The following is a 17,539-nucleotide window of genomic DNA, read 5'->3' on the forward strand; positions in this document are numbered from 1 at the left end:
AATGAGTATTCCGGGTAAGCAGCAGGTATTTGGTATTGAAAGCGACGAGCAGTTTAACGCGGTTGCTTTACAGGTGTTTCGCCACCAGGCAACGCACAACGCTATTTATCGCGAATTTTTAGCAGGCTTAAAAACTGATGTTGAAGCTGTTACTGATACCGGGCAGATACCGTTTTTGCCCATCGAGTTCTTTAAAAGTCACGCGGTGGTAAGCAGCGATGCCGGTGCAGAGGTAACTTTTACCAGCAGCGGCACTACGGGTATGATCACCAGCCGGCATTTAGTTACCGATGTAAGCTGGTATACCGAGAGCTTCCGCAAAGCTTTTGAACTGTTTTATGGCGACATTAAAAGTTACACGGTTTTAGCCCTACTCCCATCGTACCTGGAGCGCGAAGGTTCATCGCTGATCTACATGGCCGATGACCTGATCAAACAATCCAATAATGCCGATAGTGGCTTTTACCTGTATAACCATGATGACCTGTACAAACAGCTTATTCATCAGCAGCAGCTTAAAAAACCAACTTTACTAATAGGCGTTACCTTTGCTTTGCTGGATTTTGTGGAGAATTACCGGGTTGATTTCCCTGAAATGATCGTGATGGAAACCGGTGGAATGAAAGGGCGCCGTAAGGAAATGATCCGCGAGGAGTTGCATGATACACTTTGTAAGGGTTTTGGTGTAACACATATCCATTCGGAATATGGGATGACTGAACTGTTATCGCAGGCTTACTCAAAAGGCGATGGTGTTTTTGAATGCCCGCCCTGGATGAAGATCGTTACCCGTGATACTAACGACCCGCTGGACAAACTTGGCTTTGGCCGTACGGGCGGCATCAATATTATCGATCTGGCGAATGTAAATTCGTGCTCGTTCATCGCCACGCAGGATCTGGGCAGGGTGCAACCCGATGGCAGCTTTGAAGTTTTGGGCCGGTTTGATCATTCGGACATACGGGGTTGCAACCTGTTAATTGGTTAATTTAGAAGCCATAACTCACAGAATATTGTTATTTTTGTGATACTGATACAAACATTGAATAACGATGATAGAAAAATTTTTGAACGACCAGCAAGATCCAAAAGCGATTGAAAAAGTTTACTCGCGCCTGGTTGACCTGTTAACCACGGGTGAAGAAATATTATATATAGCCGTACAAAAAAAGCCTATTGTTAACGTGTTGCCCGATTGTGTGGCCCTGACCAACAAACGCCTGCTGTTTTTTACCCCGGCAAACCTTGGCTTATCCATGAAGTTTGTTGACTTTGTTTGGAAGGACATTATTGACGTACAGATAAAAGAAGAAATTTTAGGCGCCGTATTTAGCTGTAAAACCGCCAACGGAGCCGAAATGGGTGTTGATTACCTGCCTAAGGTACAGGCCCGTAAACTATACCAGATAGCCCAGGCCCGTAAAGAGGATGAGCGCGAAGCCCGCCGCCTGCGTGAACTGGAAGAAAAACGTGCCGAATCGGGGGCGTTGCAGTTTGATAACCCGGCAGCTTTTGCACACACGGCGGCGCCAACACCGCCACCTGCACCGGTACATACCCCGGAACCAGAACCTGTTAAAGCGCCTGTAGTTGAGGCCGCCAAACCCGACGAGCTAACCGAGAAACTGCAAAAACTAAAGAAACTGTTTGACCACGGGTTGATATCGCAAGACGAGTACAACCGTAAGAAGATGGATTTGCTGGATGATTTTTAAGAGTTATAGATTTAATTGTCATTTCGACCGGAGGGAGAAATCCTCTGCTTCCATACTTGTCTGCAGCAGAAGATCTCTCACTATCGTTCGAGATGACAACGGGTAGGAAAATAAATTATCCGGCGATGATCAAAAAGTAATTCTTTTTACCTTTTTGAGCTACCATGAATTTACCATTGATCAGGTGGTCGCCGTTATAAATATCATCAACCGTGTTTACCTTTGTTTTATTGATGGCTACTCCCCCGCTTTGGATCATCTTTTTAGCTTCGCCTTTGGATGGGAAAACGGCGGCCTTCGCGGCAAGCAGGTCAACAACGTTAACACCTTCTTTCAGCTCAGCCAGGCTAATATTATAATTAGGTACACCTTCAAACAAACCGATCACTTCTTTATCGTTTAGCTCGTTCAAAAACTCAATGCCGGTGTTGCCGAATAAAAACTCGGATGATTTGATCGCTTTTTCATAAGCAGCTTCACCATGCACACGGATGGTGATATCTTTAGCTAATGCTTTTTGCAGTACGCGCAGATGCGGCGCGGTTAAGTGCTCTGTTTCCAGTTGTTCAATTACCTCTTTATCAAACAGGGTAAAAATGCGGGTATAGGTTTTGGCATCCTCATCACTTGCGTTGAGCCAAAACTGGTAAAACTGATATGGAGATGTTTTTTCGGCATCGAGCCAGATGTTGCCGCCTTCGGTTTTACCAAACTTGGTACCATCGCTCTTTTTGATGAGCTGGGTAGTTAAAGCATAAGCTTCGCCCTGCCCTTCGCCTTTGCGGCGGATCAGCTCGGTACCGGTGACAATATTGCCCCACTGGTCAGAGCCGCCCATTTGCAGGGCACAGTTATGGTGTTTCCACAGATAGTAAAAATCATAGCCTTGTACCAGTTGGTAGCTAAACTCGGTAAAGCTCATACCGGTATCGCCGCTGATGCGGTTTTTAACCGAATCCTTCGCCATCATATAATTAACGGTGATGTGTTTACCTACATCGCGGATAAAATCCAAAAAGTTAAAGTTTTTAAACCAATCGTAATTGTTAACCATTTGGGCGCTGTTGGCACCGCAGTCAAAATCCAAAAACTTTTCGAGCTGGCTCTGGATGCCGCGTAAGTTATGCTGCAAAGCGTCTTCGGACAATAAATTACGCTCGGCAGATTTACCCGACGGATCACCAACCATACCGGTAGCACCGCCAACCAGGGCATAAGGCTTATGGCCCGCACGCTGAAAGTGGATCAGTGTCATGATCTGCGCAAGGCTACCCACATGCAACGAATCGGCAGTAGGATCGAAACCTATATAACCTGATACCATACCTTTGTTTAACAGGTCCTCGGTTCCGGGCATAATATCGTGCAGCATGCCCCGCCAGCGTAGTTCTTCAACAAAATTCATATCTTAAACATTGAGGCTGCAAATATAGAAGAATCAAACAAAAACCGGGTCGCTAACACTTCTTCATATGTAATTCATAAAATGTACGTATCTTACCCATGTTGACGACCATCATCTATGAATTTTTTATCGCATTATTATTTCGACAGGCATAATACTGATTCCTATCACGTTACCGGAACGGTATTGCCCGACCTGCTTAAAAATGCCGATAAAAATGCCAACGTCCACCCCGAAAAAATTGAGCGCCATGAGCACCCTTATGTCAATTCGTTATTAGATGGCTGGAAGCGGCATTTGGAAGTTGACCGTCATTTTCACTCGTCGGATTTTTTTAACCACCACTCGCACCAATTAAAATTAGCGTTGAAACCAGCAACCCAAAGTTCGCCTGTAAAGCCTTTCTTTTTAGGGCACATCGCTTTAGAGCTGATCTTAGATAATCTGCTTATCACCAACCAAAAAGTTAGCATCGATGCGTTTTATCAGCATTTAGATCATACCAAGCAAGAGCACCTGCACAGCTTTTGGGCGGTAAGCAACCTACATAACCCCGATGTGTTCTTTAAATTCTGGGCCGAGTTTAAACACCATCGTTATTTACACAGCTACGCCGAAGCAAGCCAGGTGGCTTATGCTTTAAAACGGATATGCATGCGGGTTTGGAAAGATCCGTTTACCCCTGAACAGGAAGCCATGCTAACCGATGCGATAATAGCTTATCGCGCCCTGTTACTACCGGATTTTATGGGGATATTTGATGAGATCGAGGGCTATCTGGATTAACTTTTAATCAGATTTATCTTTTCGGGCTTATTTAGTAACAGGCATAGCGCCGGCATTTTTACAACTGCTTTTTAAAAAACCCGTTCAAAATCAGCCAATAACATTAAAAATTATTTGTTTTGGATTAAAATATATCCGTACCTTTGCAGTCCCAATTGGATTGGGAAAAGGAGACAAATTATTTAATGGCAAAAAAACAAGAAGCAGAAAAAGAATTAAAGGCTAAAGAAGCCGAGTTAGGCGCGATCAACGCGAGTCCTAAAGAAAAAGAGAGCATTGAGTCAGAAGCTGATTCATTGTCTATCGAAGACATCAAAAAAGCAACCGTTACTTCGGCAGTTACCCCTGGCGATTTTGACTGGGATGCTGATGACAAAAAATTTGGTAACTACAGTGACTCTGATCGCGAGCAGTTAGAAAAAATGTACGATGGTACATTCAGCTCTATCAACAAAGGCGAGATCATCAGCGGTGTTGTAGTTAACATCAACAACAAAGATGTGGTATTGAACATCGGCTTTAAGTCTGACGGTTTGGTATCGCTTTCTGAATTCCGTGATACCCCTGATTTGAAAGTGGGTGACAGTGTTGACGTGTTTGTTGAATCGCAGGAAGATGCTAACGGCCAGTTGGTACTTTCGCGTAAACGCGCTAAAACTCAAAAATCATGGGAGCGTATTAACAGTGCTTTAGATAACGATGAGATCATCACCGGTTTTGTGAAGAGCCGTACAAAAGGTGGTTTAATTGTAGATATAATGGGCGTAGAAGCCTTTTTACCTGGTTCGCAGATCGATATCAAACCTATCCGCGATTACGATGTGTACGTAGGTAAAACAATGGAATTCAAAGTTGTTAAGATCAACCACGAGTTTAAAAACGTAGTGGTATCGCACAAAGTGCTGATTGAAGACGATTTGGAAAACCAAAAAACTGAAATTGTTGCCAAGCTTGAAAAAGGTCAGGTATTGGAAGGTACCGTTAAAAACATTACCGACTTCGGTGTATTCATCGACTTGGGTGGCGTTGACGGCTTACTGCACATTACCGACATTAGCTGGGGCCGCATAGAGCATCCGAAAGAAGTATTGGCATTAGATCAAAAGATCAACGTTGTTGTTCTGGATTTTGATGACGAGAAAAAACGTATTGCTTTAGGTTTAAAACAATTAACTCCACACCCTTGGCAGTCGCTTGACGAAGGCATCCAGGTTGGTTCGAAAGTTAAGGGCCGTATCGTAACTGTTGCTGATTACGGTGCTTTCTTAGAGATCATCCCAGGTGTTGAAGGTTTGATCCACGTTTCAGAAATGTCGTGGTCGCAAAACCTGCGCAGCCCTCAGGAGTTCCTGAAAGTAGGCGACGAGGTTGAAGCTCAAGTATTAACACTTGACCGCGATGACCGCAAAATGAGCTTAGGTATTAAACAATTAACTCCTGATCCATGGCAACATGCTGCCGAGAAATATGCAATCGGTACTAAACACGTTGCTACAGTTAAAAACATGACCAACTTTGGTGTGTTTGTTGAACTGGAAGACGGCATTGACGGTTTGATCCACATCAGCGACCTATCATGGTCTAAAAAAGTAAATCACCCTAACGAATTCACTAAAGTTGGTGAAAAATTAGACGTGGTTGTTTTAGAACTTGACGTTGAGAACCGCAAACTGAGCTTAGGCCACAAACAACTGGAAGAAAACCCTTGGGATACTTTCGAAACTATCTTCACTATCGACTCGATACACGAAGGTACTGTATTGAAAGTTACCGATAAAGGTGCGATAGTTGCTTTACCTTATGGTGTTGAAGGCTTTGTGCCAACCAAACACATGGTTAAAGAAGATGGCAAGAGCATCAAAGCTGACGATACAGCTGAGTTCAAGATCATTGAATTTAACAAGGAAAACAAACGTATTGTGATCTCTCACGCCCGCATCTGGGAAGAAGCCCGTGCCGAAGCAAGAGTACAAGAGTTTGAAACCCGCAAAAAAGAAGCAAAAACTGCTACCAATGCTGTGAAAAAAGTGAAAGATTCGGTTGAGAAATCAACTTTAGGTGATCTGAGCGTTTTAGCACAATTGAAAGAGCAAATGGAAGGTGCCGAAAGCAAAGCGCGCAAAGCACCAGCCGCTGCTAAAAAAGCTGAGGAAGCAGAAGAAGCTGAATAAGCTTTAAATAATTTAATCTCCCAAAGCCCCGTCGGTAACGATGGGGCTTTTTTTGTGCGGTAAAAAGCTGTACGGGTTAATGTCGGTGAAGGCACCGACATTGGGAAATGAGGTTGCTTCGTTCCTCGCAATCACACTTTTGATATAACTTGCATATCCTTCATTATTTGCGTATATTTAAGCAAAGCGCGAGGCTTAAAGCATTACAAACTTGGCAATAGCATACCGATATTTTATTAAAAAATACCGACAAATACCCACCTTTCCGGATTTTTTGTTGCGAATTTGGCAATGAAATTGGGTATAGCCGAACTGTATAGTTTATCAACGCTGTGATGGGTAAATTTTTCAAAAATCTCAATACGCAAATCTCAATACTCAAATCTAATTTCTATCTTTGCCCAAACCTACCCAAACGATGCTTAATTCAACATTGCTCGACGGTCAAAAATTTCAGATCACCATACAACGCTTGTGTCGGCAATTGATAGAAAACCATAACGATTTTTCAAATTCGGTTATCATTGGCATACAGCCGCGCGGTATTTATTTAGCAAAACGCATAGCCGAAGAATTGCGGAAGATATTACCCGGCAAAACCATTTTACAGGGCGACCTGGATATTACCTTTTATAGGGACGATTTTCGCCGCCGCGAATCGCCATTGGTACCAAACTCCACGCATATCGATTTTATTGTGGAAGGAAAAAAGGTGATCATGATGGACGATGTACTGTGGACGGGCCGCACCATCCGCGCTTCAATGGATGCCATGCTGGCTTTTGGCCGGCCCGAGAAGGTTGAGTTGTTGGTTTTGGTTGACAGACGTTACTCACGCCATTTACCTGTAGCTGCCGATTATATCGGTATCGAGGTTGACTCGATAGCTTCGCAAAAAGTAGTGGTAAGCTGGAAAGAGACTGATGGCGAGGATAAGGTGGTGTTGCTGTCGGATGTAAAGTAAGAGAAAGGTGATTTCGAATGTCGAATTTTCAATTTCGAATTTATCTTATAAATAATAAAAGGCTTTTTAAAAAATTCGAAATTCCACATTCGAAATAAAACTATGGGTACTCTAAGCACGCGACATTTACTTGGGATAAAAGATCTGAACAAGCAGGATATTGAACTGATATTTGAAACTGCCGATACTTTTAAGGATGTATTGAACCGCCCGATTAAAAAAGTGCCGTCGCTGCGCGATGTAACCATTGCCAATATCTTTTTCGAGAATTCTACACGTACACGCTTATCCTTCGAACTGGCAGAAAAGCGCCTTTCGGCGGATATTGTAAACTTTGCCGCATCGTCATCATCGGTTAGCAAAGGCGAAACGCTGATCGACACGGTAAATAACATTCTGGCCATGAAAGTGGATATGGTGGTAATGCGCCACCCCTACGCCGGTGCAGGAGTGTTCCTGTCAAAGCATGTAAAGGCACAGATCGTAAACGCGGGTGATGGCGCTCACGAACACCCTACGCAGGCCCTGCTTGATGCTTTTTCGATCCGCGAAAAGTATGGCGAGGTTGCCGGCAAAAAGGTAGTGATCGTGGGTGATATCTTACATTCGCGCGTAGCCCTGTCAAACATACTTTGCCTTAAACAATTGGGCGCCGAAGTAATGGTTTGCGGCCCTACTACCCTGATACCGAAATATATTGGCTCGTTGGGTGTAAAGGTTGAACATAACCTGGTAAAAGCCCTTAACTGGTGCGATGTAGCCAACATGCTGCGCATACAACTGGAGCGCCAGGATATCAAGTATTTTCCCTCGTTACGCGAATACACCATGCTTTACGGCTTAAATAAGCAGATACTCGATTCGCTTGATAAGGAGATAACGGTAATGCACCCCGGCCCTATTAACCGCGGCGTTGAAATTACCAGCGACGTTGCCGACAGCAAACAATCCATCATACTCGACCAGGTGGAGAATGGTGTAGCTATTCGTATGGCGGTGCTTTATTTGCTGGCCGGGCAAACGCAGTAGGTACTCAATCAGTCCACAACTGCAACTCGCACAATAAATCGAATTATCATTTCGTTTAACTTGTAGTTAATTAAATATCTACAAACACTATGAAATTCGATTTAAAAACAACTCAGCAAAAGCCGGCCGGCTTTTTAAAAGTGGTTATGCTTGTCGCGATCGCGGCAGTATTTTTAGCATCGTGTACCAAGTATAACGGCGATTATTATTACGACCCGGGACCGGTGGCACAGCTTAACGTCGTGAACGCCTCTCCTGGTTCGGCAAGTTATAATTTTGCCTTAGGCAATAACTTTGTAAACGGCAGTCCCCTACTATACGGGCAGCGCACAGGTTATTTGAATGCTTATGCCGGTAAACGCTTGTTCTCTTTAACATCCGGCGGTACAACCAATGTTATTGCTACCGACACGCTTAACCTGGCTGCAAACGGCTATTATTCGCTTTACATTACCGGCTTGAACAGTGCGCCAACATTTTTCTTTACACAGGATGACTTTTCGGCGCCTGTTTTGGGAAAAGCCAAGGTTAGGTTTATCCAGTTGAGCCCTGATGGTGGTCCGTTCGATCTGTCAATACAAAACGGTGCAACCTTGTTTACAAATCAGGGCTATAAAACAGCTTCGGCATTTACCAGTATAGATCCAGGAACTTACACGTTTCAGCTAAAGGCTGATCAGACGGGTACGATAACAACTCTTTCGTCCGAAACGATTAGCGCAGGCAGAATTTATACAGTGTGGGTTAAAGGCCTTGTTGACGGGACAGGCGATTATGCAATCAGCGGAAAAGTAAGTGTGAATAATTGATATTGTTGATTGACTGACCCGATGGCAGGATGAATGTTATTTAATGTTCTCCTGCCTTTTTTTACTTTTTTCCAGTTCGTCTGTCAGTTCAGGATCGATATCTTTTTCGTCTTTGAGATTGCGCCAGATCAGAAAAATAATGATCGCCGCTGCGATAACGATAACAATAATTGTTTCCGGAGTATTAAGGCTCATAATTCGCTAATTAGTTCTTTGACAATCAATATACTATCAAAAAAACACATCAAAACTTTAATAGTTTTAATAACTCAAAATTTAAACCTGACTTAACCTTTTTTTAACCTTTCTTACTAAAACAGGTGTGCATAAATAACAACTGATATTTGATAGAGTTTGACCAATATGCCCAGTTATGTGCCCCGGGCCTGATGATAAAATCATGCGGGATCTTTTGAGCCAGCAGCTTATCATGAAACTCGCAGTTTACCTTGTAAAAAAAATCATCGCTGCCACAATCAATAATCAGGGCTAACTTACCGGGCGTTAACAGGTTAATCATATTGGTAACAGTGTTTTGATCCCATAGTTCCTTATTTTCATCATACGGGCCTAACTTTTCAGCTATTCGCCAGTTTTTAGGGAACGGCCTGAAATCCACACCACCGCTGGTACTACCGGCAACACCAAAAACGTCCTGATGTTTGAACGACAGGTATAAGGCTCCATGCCCGCCCATGCTCAATCCTGTAATACCACGTTGCAACCGGTCTTTATTGGTTTTGTAATGCGCATCTATCCAGTTAACCAGCTCTGTAGCTACGTAGGTTTCGTAGCGCCAGTTCTTATCAACCGGGCTGTCAAAATACCAGCTGGTTACGTTGCCGTCGGCGCAAACAATGATCATCTGGTACAGGTCGGCCAGATCTTTTATCTCCGGCACGTTATTTATCCAGTTGGCATAATTGCCACCAGCGCCATGCAAAAGGTAAACTACGGGCATACCTTTCAGTTTAGCATAAGCATCTGGCTTAACTACCACGGCTTTGATCTGCTTGTTCATGGCTGCGCTAAAGGTAGATACGGTATCAACAGTAGCCGCGAGGGTTACATCATGTGTAAACGCAACAAAAAACAACAGGGTAAGTATTTTAAGATATTTGTTCATTTTACATTTTAGCTTTTGCCATCCAAAACAGGGCATTCAGTATCAATTTGTCTTCGTATTCATTTTCCAGGGTATGCGACAGGTCTTTATTGGTATGGTGCTCATAATCGATATCATTGTGGCCCATATTGATGTATAACATTTTATAGTTCTTATTTGTCCAGGCCACGGGGTAATAGCCGCTGTGCCATATCTCGCTTTGCTTTGGCCCTGTGCCCAGCGGGAAACTTGCCGGATCGATCGACAGCAATATTTTGATATCCGGATCATTGCGCAAATCTTTTTCCCAGCGATACCATTCGTTTGGAGCCGATTTGAATGTCGAAGGCAAATCTTTCATCATGGGGTTGGATGCATCTTCAACTTTCAGCACAGCCGATGTTGGCCGCCAGGTATTACTTCCGTACTGTCCCGAGCCTAAAAACTCGTTATGGTACCAGTCCCAGTTTTGCGGATAGCCCGATGGCGTAAGCGCAAAGGCCGAAAAGTGAAAACCTATCCAGCCTCCACCCTTCTCCATATATTTTTTGAAGGCTTCGCGTTGTTCGGGCGCTTCGGGGCGGGTATCTAAAAACAATACTACCTGGTAGTGCGATAGATACTCAGCATTGAGGTTGCTCCAAACATTGGTCGAGTCGTAGGTAAAATTATATTTCTTAGCCATTTCGGAAAACCATTTATTGGCTTCATGCACAAAGCTGATATGCGCCTGATCGCTTTTTGCAGTATAAAAACCTATGACATGAAATTTAGGTTTGTTTTGTGCCTCTGCACCGGCAAACAAAAGGCATAATGTAAAAAGCGTAAATGCGGCAGTTACTGTTTTTTTGAGCATAAGGTTTTCAATTGGTATGGCACATAAAACTAAATATTCTTTCGGGATTTTAAAATTGAGCTATACAACAAAACCTACTATTCTCAAATAAACTACATTTGTTTATAAACAAAAAACAATGGCAAAATTGGATAGTAAATTACGGGTAATAGTTACCGGTGCAACCGGGATGGTTGGCGAAGGCGTGCTACAGCAATGTTTGCAACACGCACAGGTTGAAGCCGTTTTGGTGATCAACCGTAAACCTTGCGGCGTTACACACCCTAAGCTTAAAGAGATCATTCATGCTGATTTTTTTGATATCTCGCCTGTTGCAAATCAGTTGAGCGGTTATAACGCCTGTTTTTTTTGCCTCGGTGTTTCCTCTATCGGGATGAAAGAGCCTGAATATTATAAAATGACCTATACTTTAACCATGCACGTAGCGCAAACCTTAAGCAGGTTAAACCCCGGTATGACTTTCTGTTATATATCGGGCGGCAGCACCGACAGCACCGAGCAAGGCAAAATAATGTGGGCACGTGTTAAAGGTAAAACCGAAAACGACCTGGCTAAACTGCCTTTTAAACAGGAATACAACTTTCGCCCGGGGATGATGAAACCCGCCAAAGGAGCAAAAAATGTATTGAAGTTTTATAAATATTTAGGTTGGATGTATCCTTTACTCCGCGCACTGGGTATGGCCACTACCATTGCCGAGCTGGGATTGGCGATGATCAATTCGGCAATCTACGGTTACAAAACCCGGATATTGGAGATCAAAGACATTAAAGAGCTGGCTGCATATCACGAATAAAAAAGCAAGCCACATGTATTATCAGGCAACTATACGCTGCCAATCAGGATGGCGCTTTAAATAGTGCTGTACATACGGGCATAGCGGCACTATTTTCAAATGTTTGGCCTCAATAGATCTGAATACTTTTTCAACCAATGCAGCAGCTACGCCTTTCCCTTCCAGTTCAGCGGGCACTTCGGTATGTACCAGGTAAATTTTGCCGTCTTTTTTTAGATAATCGATAAAAGCACGGTGATCTTCAACTGTTATTTCAAAGTTATGGATAGCCTCGTTATCAATAAGTGGTGTATTATCGTAATTCATATCGGATGTTTATAATCCAAATATAAGGTATAAACTTAGCAATTACAGGTTGAGTTAGGCACTGATACCTTTTTACCTGATTCGTTTTCCAGGTAATAACAGTTGCCGTTACTATCTTTATACAATATTTGGTTGGTGCCATTATAAGTACCGCAAGGCTGGTCTTTGTTAACTTTGGTACAGGCCGCTATCGATAAAAATATAGTAAAAAGCATACCTGCAAATAGTAAGAAGGGTAATTTTTTCATCATACAAAATAATTCCGGGTTAAACTATGACTACGGAAATCGATAAAATTTATTGTGGTGAGGCTTTAATTTATTAGTTTTATTATCATGAACCGCATTGACCGTATAACCGCAATCCTCATACAACTCCAATCAAAACGGGTTGTTAAAGCGCATGATATCGCTTCGCGGTTCAACATTAGTTTGCGTACCGTTTACCGGGATGTTAAAACACTCGAAGAAGCCGGCATCCCCATCATAGGCGAAGCGGGCATTGGCTACTCGATAATGGATGGCTACAGGCTACCGCCGGTTATGTTTACCAAAGAAGAAGCTATTGCGTTTTTAACTGCCGAAAAGTTTATGGATAAACTAACCGATACCATAAGCGGCGCAAGCTACAGTTCGGCTATGTATAAAATAAAGGCAGTGCTAAAAGCTACCGAAAAGGATTTTTTGGAGCAATTGGATAACAATATAGAGGTAGTTAAAAGCAGAAAAACGGAACACACCAACCTTGATATCAATCCTATTCAGGATATTTTGATTGAGGGGATATCGCAGAAAAAGGTATTATCTATCCAATACTTTGCTAACCACAGTCAGCAAAAAACAAAGCGGCTGGTTGAGCCAGTAGGTATTTTTTACCTGGATAACTTTTGGCACCTGATTGCCTGGTGCCGCTTGCGAAACGATTATCGCGATTTCCGTATTGACCGGATATCTGATTTGGTTGTTACCGATACCGTTTTTAAGCAAGAGCATCCCACCTTAAAACAACACCTTGATAAAGTTACCGAAGCGCGAAATTTACAAACGGTAATTATCCGTATTGATAAGCAAGCCGTCCCTTTTATTAGCGGGCAAAAGTATTACAGCGGTTTTGTATCCGAAAGAGAGGTGGACGACAAGGTAGAAATGACTTTTTTAACAGGATCCATAGAGGGCTTTGCACGATGGTATATGATGTTTGCCGACTATGCCGAAATTGTAAGCAACGATCACCTCATCTATAAAATAGAAAGCATCCTTACCAAAGTTAATATGCAGTTTGAAAAAAATTCGGCCCTGGGTTAATTGTTTACAACCTTGCCCTTATCCAATTTCAAAACTAAATTAACACTATCCGGAATTTCGTACTGGTAATGCGTAACATAAATCAAAGTGGTATTACCCAGGCTACAAATGGCATCAACCACATGTTTAAAATGCTGCTGCTGATGTGCGTCTAATCCCTGGCAAGGCTCGTCAAATATCAATAACGGCGGATTTTTCACCAGTGCCCTTGCCAGCAATATCAACCGCTGCTTACTAGCCGATACACTTTTTAATGGCTTACGCGCATCTGCTTCCAGTTCCAGTAATTTCATCCAACGCAAGGCAACTTCGGCCTTTTGTGGCTGGCTGGGCCTGAATAAGCCCAGCGTATCATAAAAGCCCGATTCAATAACCTGCAGGCAGGTATTGTCTGTCGGGAAGTATTGGTGCAGTTCGGGCGATACAAAACCAATCTTATTTTTAATATCCCATATACTTTCGCCGGTACCACGTTTACGGTCAAACAAAACAATATCATTAGCGTAGGCCTGCGGGTTATCGCCATTGATCAGGCTTAGTAAGGTAGATTTTCCTGCACCATTCGCGCCAAGTAAAGCCCAGTGTTCACCTTGTTTAATTGCCCAGTCAACCTTATCCAATACCTGGTTTTCGCCATATCTGATACTTACCTGCTCCATTTTTACTATATGCTCAAACGTTTGATATGGCGTTATCGAAAGCAGGTTTTGCAACTCCTCTACATTGATATTCACCGTTTCCGGGATGTTGACCATCTTATGCTTAAAATTGGGTTTGGTTACGCTATTAATGATCTTACCTTTATGCAAAATAGCTACGTGAGTAATGGCATCCGGTATTTCGTTTGGCGATGTCGCCATCACAATTGCAATTCCCGAAGCTGTGATATCATTAATAATATCGCTAAACTCCGCCCTGCTTTGTACATCTAAACCTGTTAATGGGTTATCCAACAATAATAAAGCAGGATGTTTGAGCAATGCAGCAGCGATAAGCAATCGCTTAGTTTCGCCATTACTTAGCTTGATCAATTGTTTATACCGCAGGTGCTGTAATTTTAATCTTTCAATCACCCGCTCAAGTGTCCAAACCTGCGGTGTATGTAAGGCAGGCTCAATCCCGCTAAGGTAAACCTCAACTGTCGGCGCATCTTCCGAATCGGACGAATTAAAACGCTGCTGATAATAAAAATCAGTAGTGTTTGACAGGTTACGAAAACTATGCTTCGGCGATACCAGCGCGATCAGCTTATGATGAGTGAGGTATGCATTATTGTCGGGGTTTTCGCCCAGCATCTCTTCAAAATAATAGTGATGAATACTGCCGCCAACCGCGTTAAATTTACCGGCAATGGTTTGCAGTAATGCGCTCTTACCCGATCCACTCTCGCCTACCAGTGCCCAATGTTCGCCATGGTTTATAGTAAAGTTAAGATCGGTAAAAAGTGTTTGATCAAGATAGCGTACGGTGATGTTTTGTATGGATAGCAAGGGCGTGTTCATGGCAGCGTGTTTACAAGGCCGCTAAACTATATTTTTTTAATAACAGGGCATAAAAAAAGGGCTTGTATTTTAATTACGTCCCCTTTGTATTTTGGTTAATTAATTAGCGTTCGAATTTGATTCCTCGTTAATTACCGGCGGCTCATAATAAACCCCGTTTTTATAAAAATCAAAATTGAACAGTTGCCCGTTAATGTATTCAAACTCGGCAAATTTATTGTCCTTAAAGTTACTAACCAACATATTACCCGCGGCTTGCTGAAAATCACGATCTAGGCCCGAACCTTTTTTGTAAAACGTAAAATATATTGCCGGGTATCGCTTTAGCTCGTTATGCAGCGAGTCGCGGATGAAATCTTTTATCCTGTCTTTAGTTAACTCGCTATAATCTACATTTTCGTTAATAATGTAGTATTTAATTTTTATCCCGTTTTTTCGTTCTTTGCCCACATCTTCGTCTTTATCAAATTTAACACTATCTGTATACGGACTAAGCGGGTATATTTTGATCAGGTTTCGCCTGGTGGTTTTTAATGTGCAATTGTAAACAATGGTTATTAAAGTAAATAGTATAACAGGGTAAAAGTATCTTTTCATCAAGCCAGCAAGTTTTAATCAATTAGAGTATGATGTAACGGTATACGGTAACAAAAACACTTTGGTTTACCCAAACCATGGTTATTTTAGTAACTACATAGCTGTCACCTAATAGGGTGCAAAAATATAATTAAAAACCGAACCTAAGTTATTGGTTTGCACTTATAGGAAATATTTTTTCGGGTTTATTATAACAACGGCAGATCAAAATAAAAGGTTGATCCTTTACCAAATTCGCTGATCACACCTATATTACCATCATGTGCCTTGATGATTTCAGAACAGATATAAAGCCCCATTCCAAGGCCACTTGCTAAAAACTTTTTATCCTCCACCCGGTAAAAACGTTCAAATATTTTTTCCTTTTGGGCGTCTGATAAACCGATACCAAAATCTGTTACCGATATACGCACATGCCCGTATTGGCATTGCGTGTCAATAACAATGTGTTTATTATTTTGTGAGTATTTAACAGCATTACTGATAAAGTTCATCAATACCTGTTCCAGGCGCTCTGCGTTTCCCTTCACAAACGCGTCACCTATGTCTTTCTTTTCAATTTGATGGTGAGGGTAAATATGGCGCGAATTATCAAAACAGGCATTGATCAAACTTTGCACGTTCACCTTACTCATCTGGTATTCAAGCCTGCCTGCGTTGATCTTGCTTACATCCAACAGGTCGTTAACCAGGTATTGCAGTTTGTTAACGGCTTCGGTAGCTTTATTAATAAATAACTTAATTGGTTGCGGGATGGCCTGGTCTTTATAATTACCGATGATCTGCAAATACCCCTTTAAACTGGTTAAAGGAGTTTTAAGCTCGTGACTTGCAATACCTATAAACTCATCTTTTTTCTCCATTGCCCGCTTCTGGTCCTCAATATCGGTAGCCGTACCTACCCACAATATAATTTCACCCAACTCATCGTGCAATGGTATGCCCCGGTTTAAGTGCCAGCGGTAAGAACCATCAACTCCTCTTTTGTACCTGTTCTCAATCTCAAAAATATTACCTGTTTGCAGGGCCGTTTTATATCGTTTGATAGTTTCGTCTACATCATCAGGATGAATAACCAATTGCCAGGTAAAGTTTGACGATTCATCAATACTTAAACCTGTATACTCGTACCATTGCTGATTATTAAAATTCACCCTGCCATCGGGCAAATTGGTCCATATCATCTGCGGGATGTTATTGGCCAAAAATTTAAAGTGCTCCCGACTGGCAAAAAGCTCTTGAGTGCGCTCTTTAACTGATGTTTCTAACTCATTATTCAGTTTTTCAGTAGCGCTGCGTGCCTCTTCAAGCTGATCGTTCTTTATCTTTAATTGCTGCTGGGTTTCTTTTTGTGCCGACAGATCGGTAACAATGATACTCAACGCCGTGCCTTCATCCAGCTCAAGGGTGGTACACGATAGTAAATAGGGTTTCACGTTATCACTCGCTGTATTCAGTAATATCTCGTCTTTACAATCAACCTGCCACCCTTTGTCAAATAGTTTGTCAAATTGCCTTTTAAAATCACCATTAACAAAATCACTAAAAGTTGCCCCTATCACTTTTTCCAGAGAGGTATCAAGCATCCGTGCAAAACGCGAATTGCTGTATAATATAATGCCATCTTCGTTCAGAGTAACAGCGCCTTCGGCCATTTTTTCGATGAAAACACGATAGGTCTGATCGGCACTCTTTAAAGTATATAGCTGATTTTCGCCGCCGTCATCTTTAACAACAAGCGCATCAACCCTCCCGTTCCTAATAGCGTCTATGGTTTCGTTAGCTTCTTCCAGTTGGTACTTTAATTCCTGGTTTTCGCTGTAAAGTTTATTATATGGTATCAATGGCTCTTCCATTACTCCTCCAAATTCTTTATTCCCAGCCCCCGTAATACTTTATTAGTGTCCGACATGTCTCCTATCATCCGTCTTTCGGGCGCCGGAAATTTGCGCATCAGCATCGGTATGGCAATCAAATCTTCGCTTGCCGCGATCAACGGCTGCTGGTGAACATCAATTATCTCCAATTCGTATTTACCGTTCAAATACTTTTCGCAAATATTTTTTGTGTTTGTTATAGCGCGTATCGAGTTTGGCGATGCACCGGTAACAAACAACCTAAGGATGTGCTTTTGCTCATCCCCATTGTTATCATAATTTTCATTTTCGGGCACTACGTGCTGTTCGTTCATTAT

At 42.4% G+C, this 17,539-nt stretch carries 19 protein-coding genes; 9 read left to right on the forward strand and 10 right to left on the reverse strand.

The features are described 5' to 3' along the window. The first annotated feature begins 1 nt into the window (after nucleotide 1). Complete coding sequence (locus ACFGVR_RS21970; RefSeq protein ID WP_448699784.1) at nucleotides 2-988, forward strand: LuxE/PaaK family acyltransferase; 987 nt, start codon at nucleotides 2-4, stop codon at nucleotides 986-988. Nucleotides 989-1,052: 64 nt separating this feature from the next. Further along, complete coding sequence (locus ACFGVR_RS21975) at nucleotides 1,053-1,715, forward strand: PH domain-containing protein (protein WP_448699785.1); 663 nt, start codon at nucleotides 1,053-1,055, stop codon at nucleotides 1,713-1,715. 115 nt (nucleotides 1,716-1,830) lie between these two features. Here the strand turns inward: ACFGVR_RS21975 and tyrS are convergent, their stop codons facing one another. Next, the gene (gene tyrS, locus ACFGVR_RS21980; RefSeq protein ID WP_448699786.1) at nucleotides 1,831-3,120 is read right to left on the reverse strand and encodes a tyrosine--tRNA ligase; all 1,290 of its coding nucleotides are present in this window, start codon (nucleotides 3,118-3,120) and stop codon (nucleotides 1,831-1,833) included. A gap of 117 nt (nucleotides 3,121-3,237) precedes the next feature. Here tyrS and ACFGVR_RS21985 point away from each other — a divergent pair, with 117 nt between their 5' ends. From ACFGVR_RS21985 to ACFGVR_RS22005, 5 genes are all read left to right on the forward strand, one after another. Next, nucleotides 3,238-3,906 (forward strand): ACP phosphodiesterase, encoded by a 669-nt coding sequence (locus ACFGVR_RS21985; protein ID WP_448699787.1) that lies wholly within the window; start codon nucleotides 3,238-3,240, stop codon nucleotides 3,904-3,906. 185 nt (nucleotides 3,907-4,091) lie between these two features. Further along, entirely contained in the window at nucleotides 4,092-6,077 is a 1,986-nt protein-coding gene (gene rpsA / locus ACFGVR_RS21990; protein ID WP_448699788.1) for a 30S ribosomal protein S1, read from the forward strand. 418 nt (nucleotides 6,078-6,495) lie between these two features. Beyond that, nucleotides 6,496-7,041 carry a bifunctional pyr operon transcriptional regulator/uracil phosphoribosyltransferase PyrR gene (gene pyrR / locus ACFGVR_RS21995; protein WP_448699789.1) on the forward strand — a complete coding sequence of 182 codons (546 nt, stop codon included), beginning with the start codon at nucleotides 6,496-6,498 and terminating at the stop codon, nucleotides 7,039-7,041. Between the two features lie 102 nt (nucleotides 7,042-7,143). Next, complete coding sequence (locus tag ACFGVR_RS22000; RefSeq protein WP_448699790.1) at nucleotides 7,144-8,070, forward strand: aspartate carbamoyltransferase catalytic subunit; 927 nt, start codon at nucleotides 7,144-7,146, stop codon at nucleotides 8,068-8,070. Nucleotides 8,071-8,159: 89 nt separating this feature from the next. Next, nucleotides 8,160-8,879: a DUF4397 domain-containing protein gene (locus ACFGVR_RS22005; protein ID WP_448699791.1), complete on the forward strand. Its 720-nt coding sequence runs from the start codon at nucleotides 8,160-8,162 to the stop codon at nucleotides 8,877-8,879. A gap of 36 nt (nucleotides 8,880-8,915) precedes the next feature. Here the strand turns inward: ACFGVR_RS22005 and ACFGVR_RS22010 are convergent, their stop codons facing one another. The 3 genes from ACFGVR_RS22010 to ACFGVR_RS22020 all read right to left on the reverse strand — a co-directional run bounded on the left by ACFGVR_RS22010 (nucleotide 8,916) and on the right by ACFGVR_RS22020 (nucleotide 10,840). Then, entirely contained in the window at nucleotides 8,916-9,074 is a 159-nt protein-coding gene (locus ACFGVR_RS22010; RefSeq protein WP_448699793.1) for a hypothetical protein, read from the reverse strand. Between the two features lie 103 nt (nucleotides 9,075-9,177). Beyond that, complete coding sequence (locus tag ACFGVR_RS22015; RefSeq protein ID WP_448699795.1) at nucleotides 9,178-10,005, reverse strand: alpha/beta hydrolase; 828 nt, start codon at nucleotides 10,003-10,005, stop codon at nucleotides 9,178-9,180. A 1-nt stretch (nucleotide 10,006) separates the two neighbouring features. Beyond that, nucleotides 10,007-10,840, reverse strand: a complete 834-nt coding sequence (locus tag ACFGVR_RS22020; protein ID WP_448699796.1) for a ThuA domain-containing protein — start codon at nucleotides 10,838-10,840, stop codon at nucleotides 10,007-10,009. Between the two features lie 118 nt (nucleotides 10,841-10,958). On the opposite strand from ACFGVR_RS22020, the gene ACFGVR_RS22025 reads away from it, so the two are divergent. Then, a complete protein-coding gene (locus ACFGVR_RS22025; RefSeq protein ID WP_448699797.1) occupies nucleotides 10,959-11,636 on the forward strand; it encodes an NAD-dependent epimerase/dehydratase family protein in 678 nt (225 codons plus the stop codon). A 21-nt stretch (nucleotides 11,637-11,657) separates the two neighbouring features. Here the strand turns inward: ACFGVR_RS22025 and ACFGVR_RS22030 are convergent, their stop codons facing one another. Together ACFGVR_RS22030 and ACFGVR_RS22035 are read right to left on the reverse strand one after the other, a co-directional pair. Next, nucleotides 11,658-11,942, reverse strand: coding sequence for a GNAT family N-acetyltransferase (locus tag ACFGVR_RS22030; protein WP_448699798.1), 285 nt, complete (start codon nucleotides 11,940-11,942; stop codon nucleotides 11,658-11,660). 35 nt (nucleotides 11,943-11,977) lie between these two features. Beyond that, nucleotides 11,978-12,193, reverse strand: coding sequence for a hypothetical protein (locus tag ACFGVR_RS22035; RefSeq protein WP_448699799.1), 216 nt, complete (start codon nucleotides 12,191-12,193; stop codon nucleotides 11,978-11,980). Nucleotides 12,194-12,277: 84 nt separating this feature from the next. On the opposite strand from ACFGVR_RS22035, the gene ACFGVR_RS22040 reads away from it, so the two are divergent. Next, nucleotides 12,278-13,246, forward strand: a complete 969-nt coding sequence (locus tag ACFGVR_RS22040) for a helix-turn-helix transcriptional regulator (RefSeq protein WP_448699801.1) — start codon at nucleotides 12,278-12,280, stop codon at nucleotides 13,244-13,246. Here the strand turns inward: ACFGVR_RS22040 and ACFGVR_RS22045 are convergent. The 4 genes from ACFGVR_RS22045 to ACFGVR_RS22060 all read right to left on the reverse strand — a co-directional run bounded on the left by ACFGVR_RS22045 (nucleotide 13,243) and on the right by ACFGVR_RS22060 (nucleotide 17,536). Next, on the reverse strand, nucleotides 13,243-14,748 hold the full coding sequence (locus ACFGVR_RS22045; RefSeq protein ID WP_448699802.1) for an ATP-binding cassette domain-containing protein: 1,506 nt from the start codon (nucleotides 14,746-14,748) through the stop codon (nucleotides 13,243-13,245). The genes ACFGVR_RS22040 and ACFGVR_RS22045 overlap by 4 nt on opposite strands. A gap of 99 nt (nucleotides 14,749-14,847) precedes the next feature. Further along, nucleotides 14,848-15,345, reverse strand: a complete 498-nt coding sequence (locus ACFGVR_RS22050) for a hypothetical protein (RefSeq protein WP_448699803.1) — start codon at nucleotides 15,343-15,345, stop codon at nucleotides 14,848-14,850. A 188-nt stretch (nucleotides 15,346-15,533) separates the two neighbouring features. Continuing rightward, nucleotides 15,534-17,201 (reverse strand): PAS domain-containing sensor histidine kinase, encoded by a 1,668-nt coding sequence (locus ACFGVR_RS22055; RefSeq protein ID WP_448699804.1) that lies wholly within the window; start codon nucleotides 17,199-17,201, stop codon nucleotides 15,534-15,536. After that, nucleotides 17,201-17,536, reverse strand: coding sequence for a circadian clock KaiB family protein (locus ACFGVR_RS22060; RefSeq protein WP_448699805.1), 336 nt, complete (start codon nucleotides 17,534-17,536; stop codon nucleotides 17,201-17,203). The genes ACFGVR_RS22055 and ACFGVR_RS22060 overlap by 1 nt, the downstream gene beginning before the upstream one ends. Nucleotides 17,537-17,539: the final 3 nt, after the last annotated feature.

This window comes from Mucilaginibacter aureus, assembly GCF_053514885.1.

Coding starts and splice junctions, on each gene's coding strand:
- ACFGVR_RS21970 (WP_448699784.1), top strand. CDS start 2: ATGAGTATTCCGGGTAAGCAGCAGGTATTTGGTATTGAAAGCGACGAG.
- ACFGVR_RS22020 (WP_448699796.1), bottom strand. CDS start 10,840: ATGCTCAAAAAAACAGTAACTGCCGCATTTACGCTTTTTACATTATGC.
- ACFGVR_RS22060 (WP_448699805.1), bottom strand. CDS start 17,536: ATGAACGAACAGCACGTAGTGCCCGAAAATGAAAATTATGATAACAAT.
- ACFGVR_RS22045 (WP_448699802.1), bottom strand. CDS start 14,748: ATGAACACGCCCTTGCTATCCATACAAAACATCACCGTACGCTATCTT.
- pyrR (WP_448699789.1), top strand. CDS start 6,496: ATGCTTAATTCAACATTGCTCGACGGTCAAAAATTTCAGATCACCATA.
- tyrS (WP_448699786.1), bottom strand. CDS start 3,120: ATGAATTTTGTTGAAGAACTACGCTGGCGGGGCATGCTGCACGATATT.
- ACFGVR_RS22040 (WP_448699801.1), top strand. CDS start 12,278: ATGAACCGCATTGACCGTATAACCGCAATCCTCATACAACTCCAATCA.
- ACFGVR_RS22050 (WP_448699803.1), bottom strand. CDS start 15,345: ATGAAAAGATACTTTTACCCTGTTATACTATTTACTTTAATAACCATT.
- ACFGVR_RS22000 (WP_448699790.1), top strand. CDS start 7,144: ATGGGTACTCTAAGCACGCGACATTTACTTGGGATAAAAGATCTGAAC.
- ACFGVR_RS22055 (WP_448699804.1), bottom strand. CDS start 17,201: ATGGAAGAGCCATTGATACCATATAATAAACTTTACAGCGAAAACCAG.
- ACFGVR_RS22030 (WP_448699798.1), bottom strand. CDS start 11,942: ATGAATTACGATAATACACCACTTATTGATAACGAGGCTATCCATAAC.
- ACFGVR_RS22010 (WP_448699793.1), bottom strand. CDS start 9,074: ATGAGCCTTAATACTCCGGAAACAATTATTGTTATCGTTATCGCAGCG.
- ACFGVR_RS21985 (WP_448699787.1), top strand. CDS start 3,238: ATGAATTTTTTATCGCATTATTATTTCGACAGGCATAATACTGATTCC.
- ACFGVR_RS22025 (WP_448699797.1), top strand. CDS start 10,959: ATGGCAAAATTGGATAGTAAATTACGGGTAATAGTTACCGGTGCAACC.
- rpsA (WP_448699788.1), top strand. CDS start 4,092: ATGGCAAAAAAACAAGAAGCAGAAAAAGAATTAAAGGCTAAAGAAGCC.
- ACFGVR_RS22035 (WP_448699799.1), bottom strand. CDS start 12,193: ATGATGAAAAAATTACCCTTCTTACTATTTGCAGGTATGCTTTTTACT.
- ACFGVR_RS22005 (WP_448699791.1), top strand. CDS start 8,160: ATGAAATTCGATTTAAAAACAACTCAGCAAAAGCCGGCCGGCTTTTTA.
- ACFGVR_RS22015 (WP_448699795.1), bottom strand. CDS start 10,005: ATGAACAAATATCTTAAAATACTTACCCTGTTGTTTTTTGTTGCGTTT.
- ACFGVR_RS21975 (WP_448699785.1), top strand. CDS start 1,053: ATGATAGAAAAATTTTTGAACGACCAGCAAGATCCAAAAGCGATTGAA.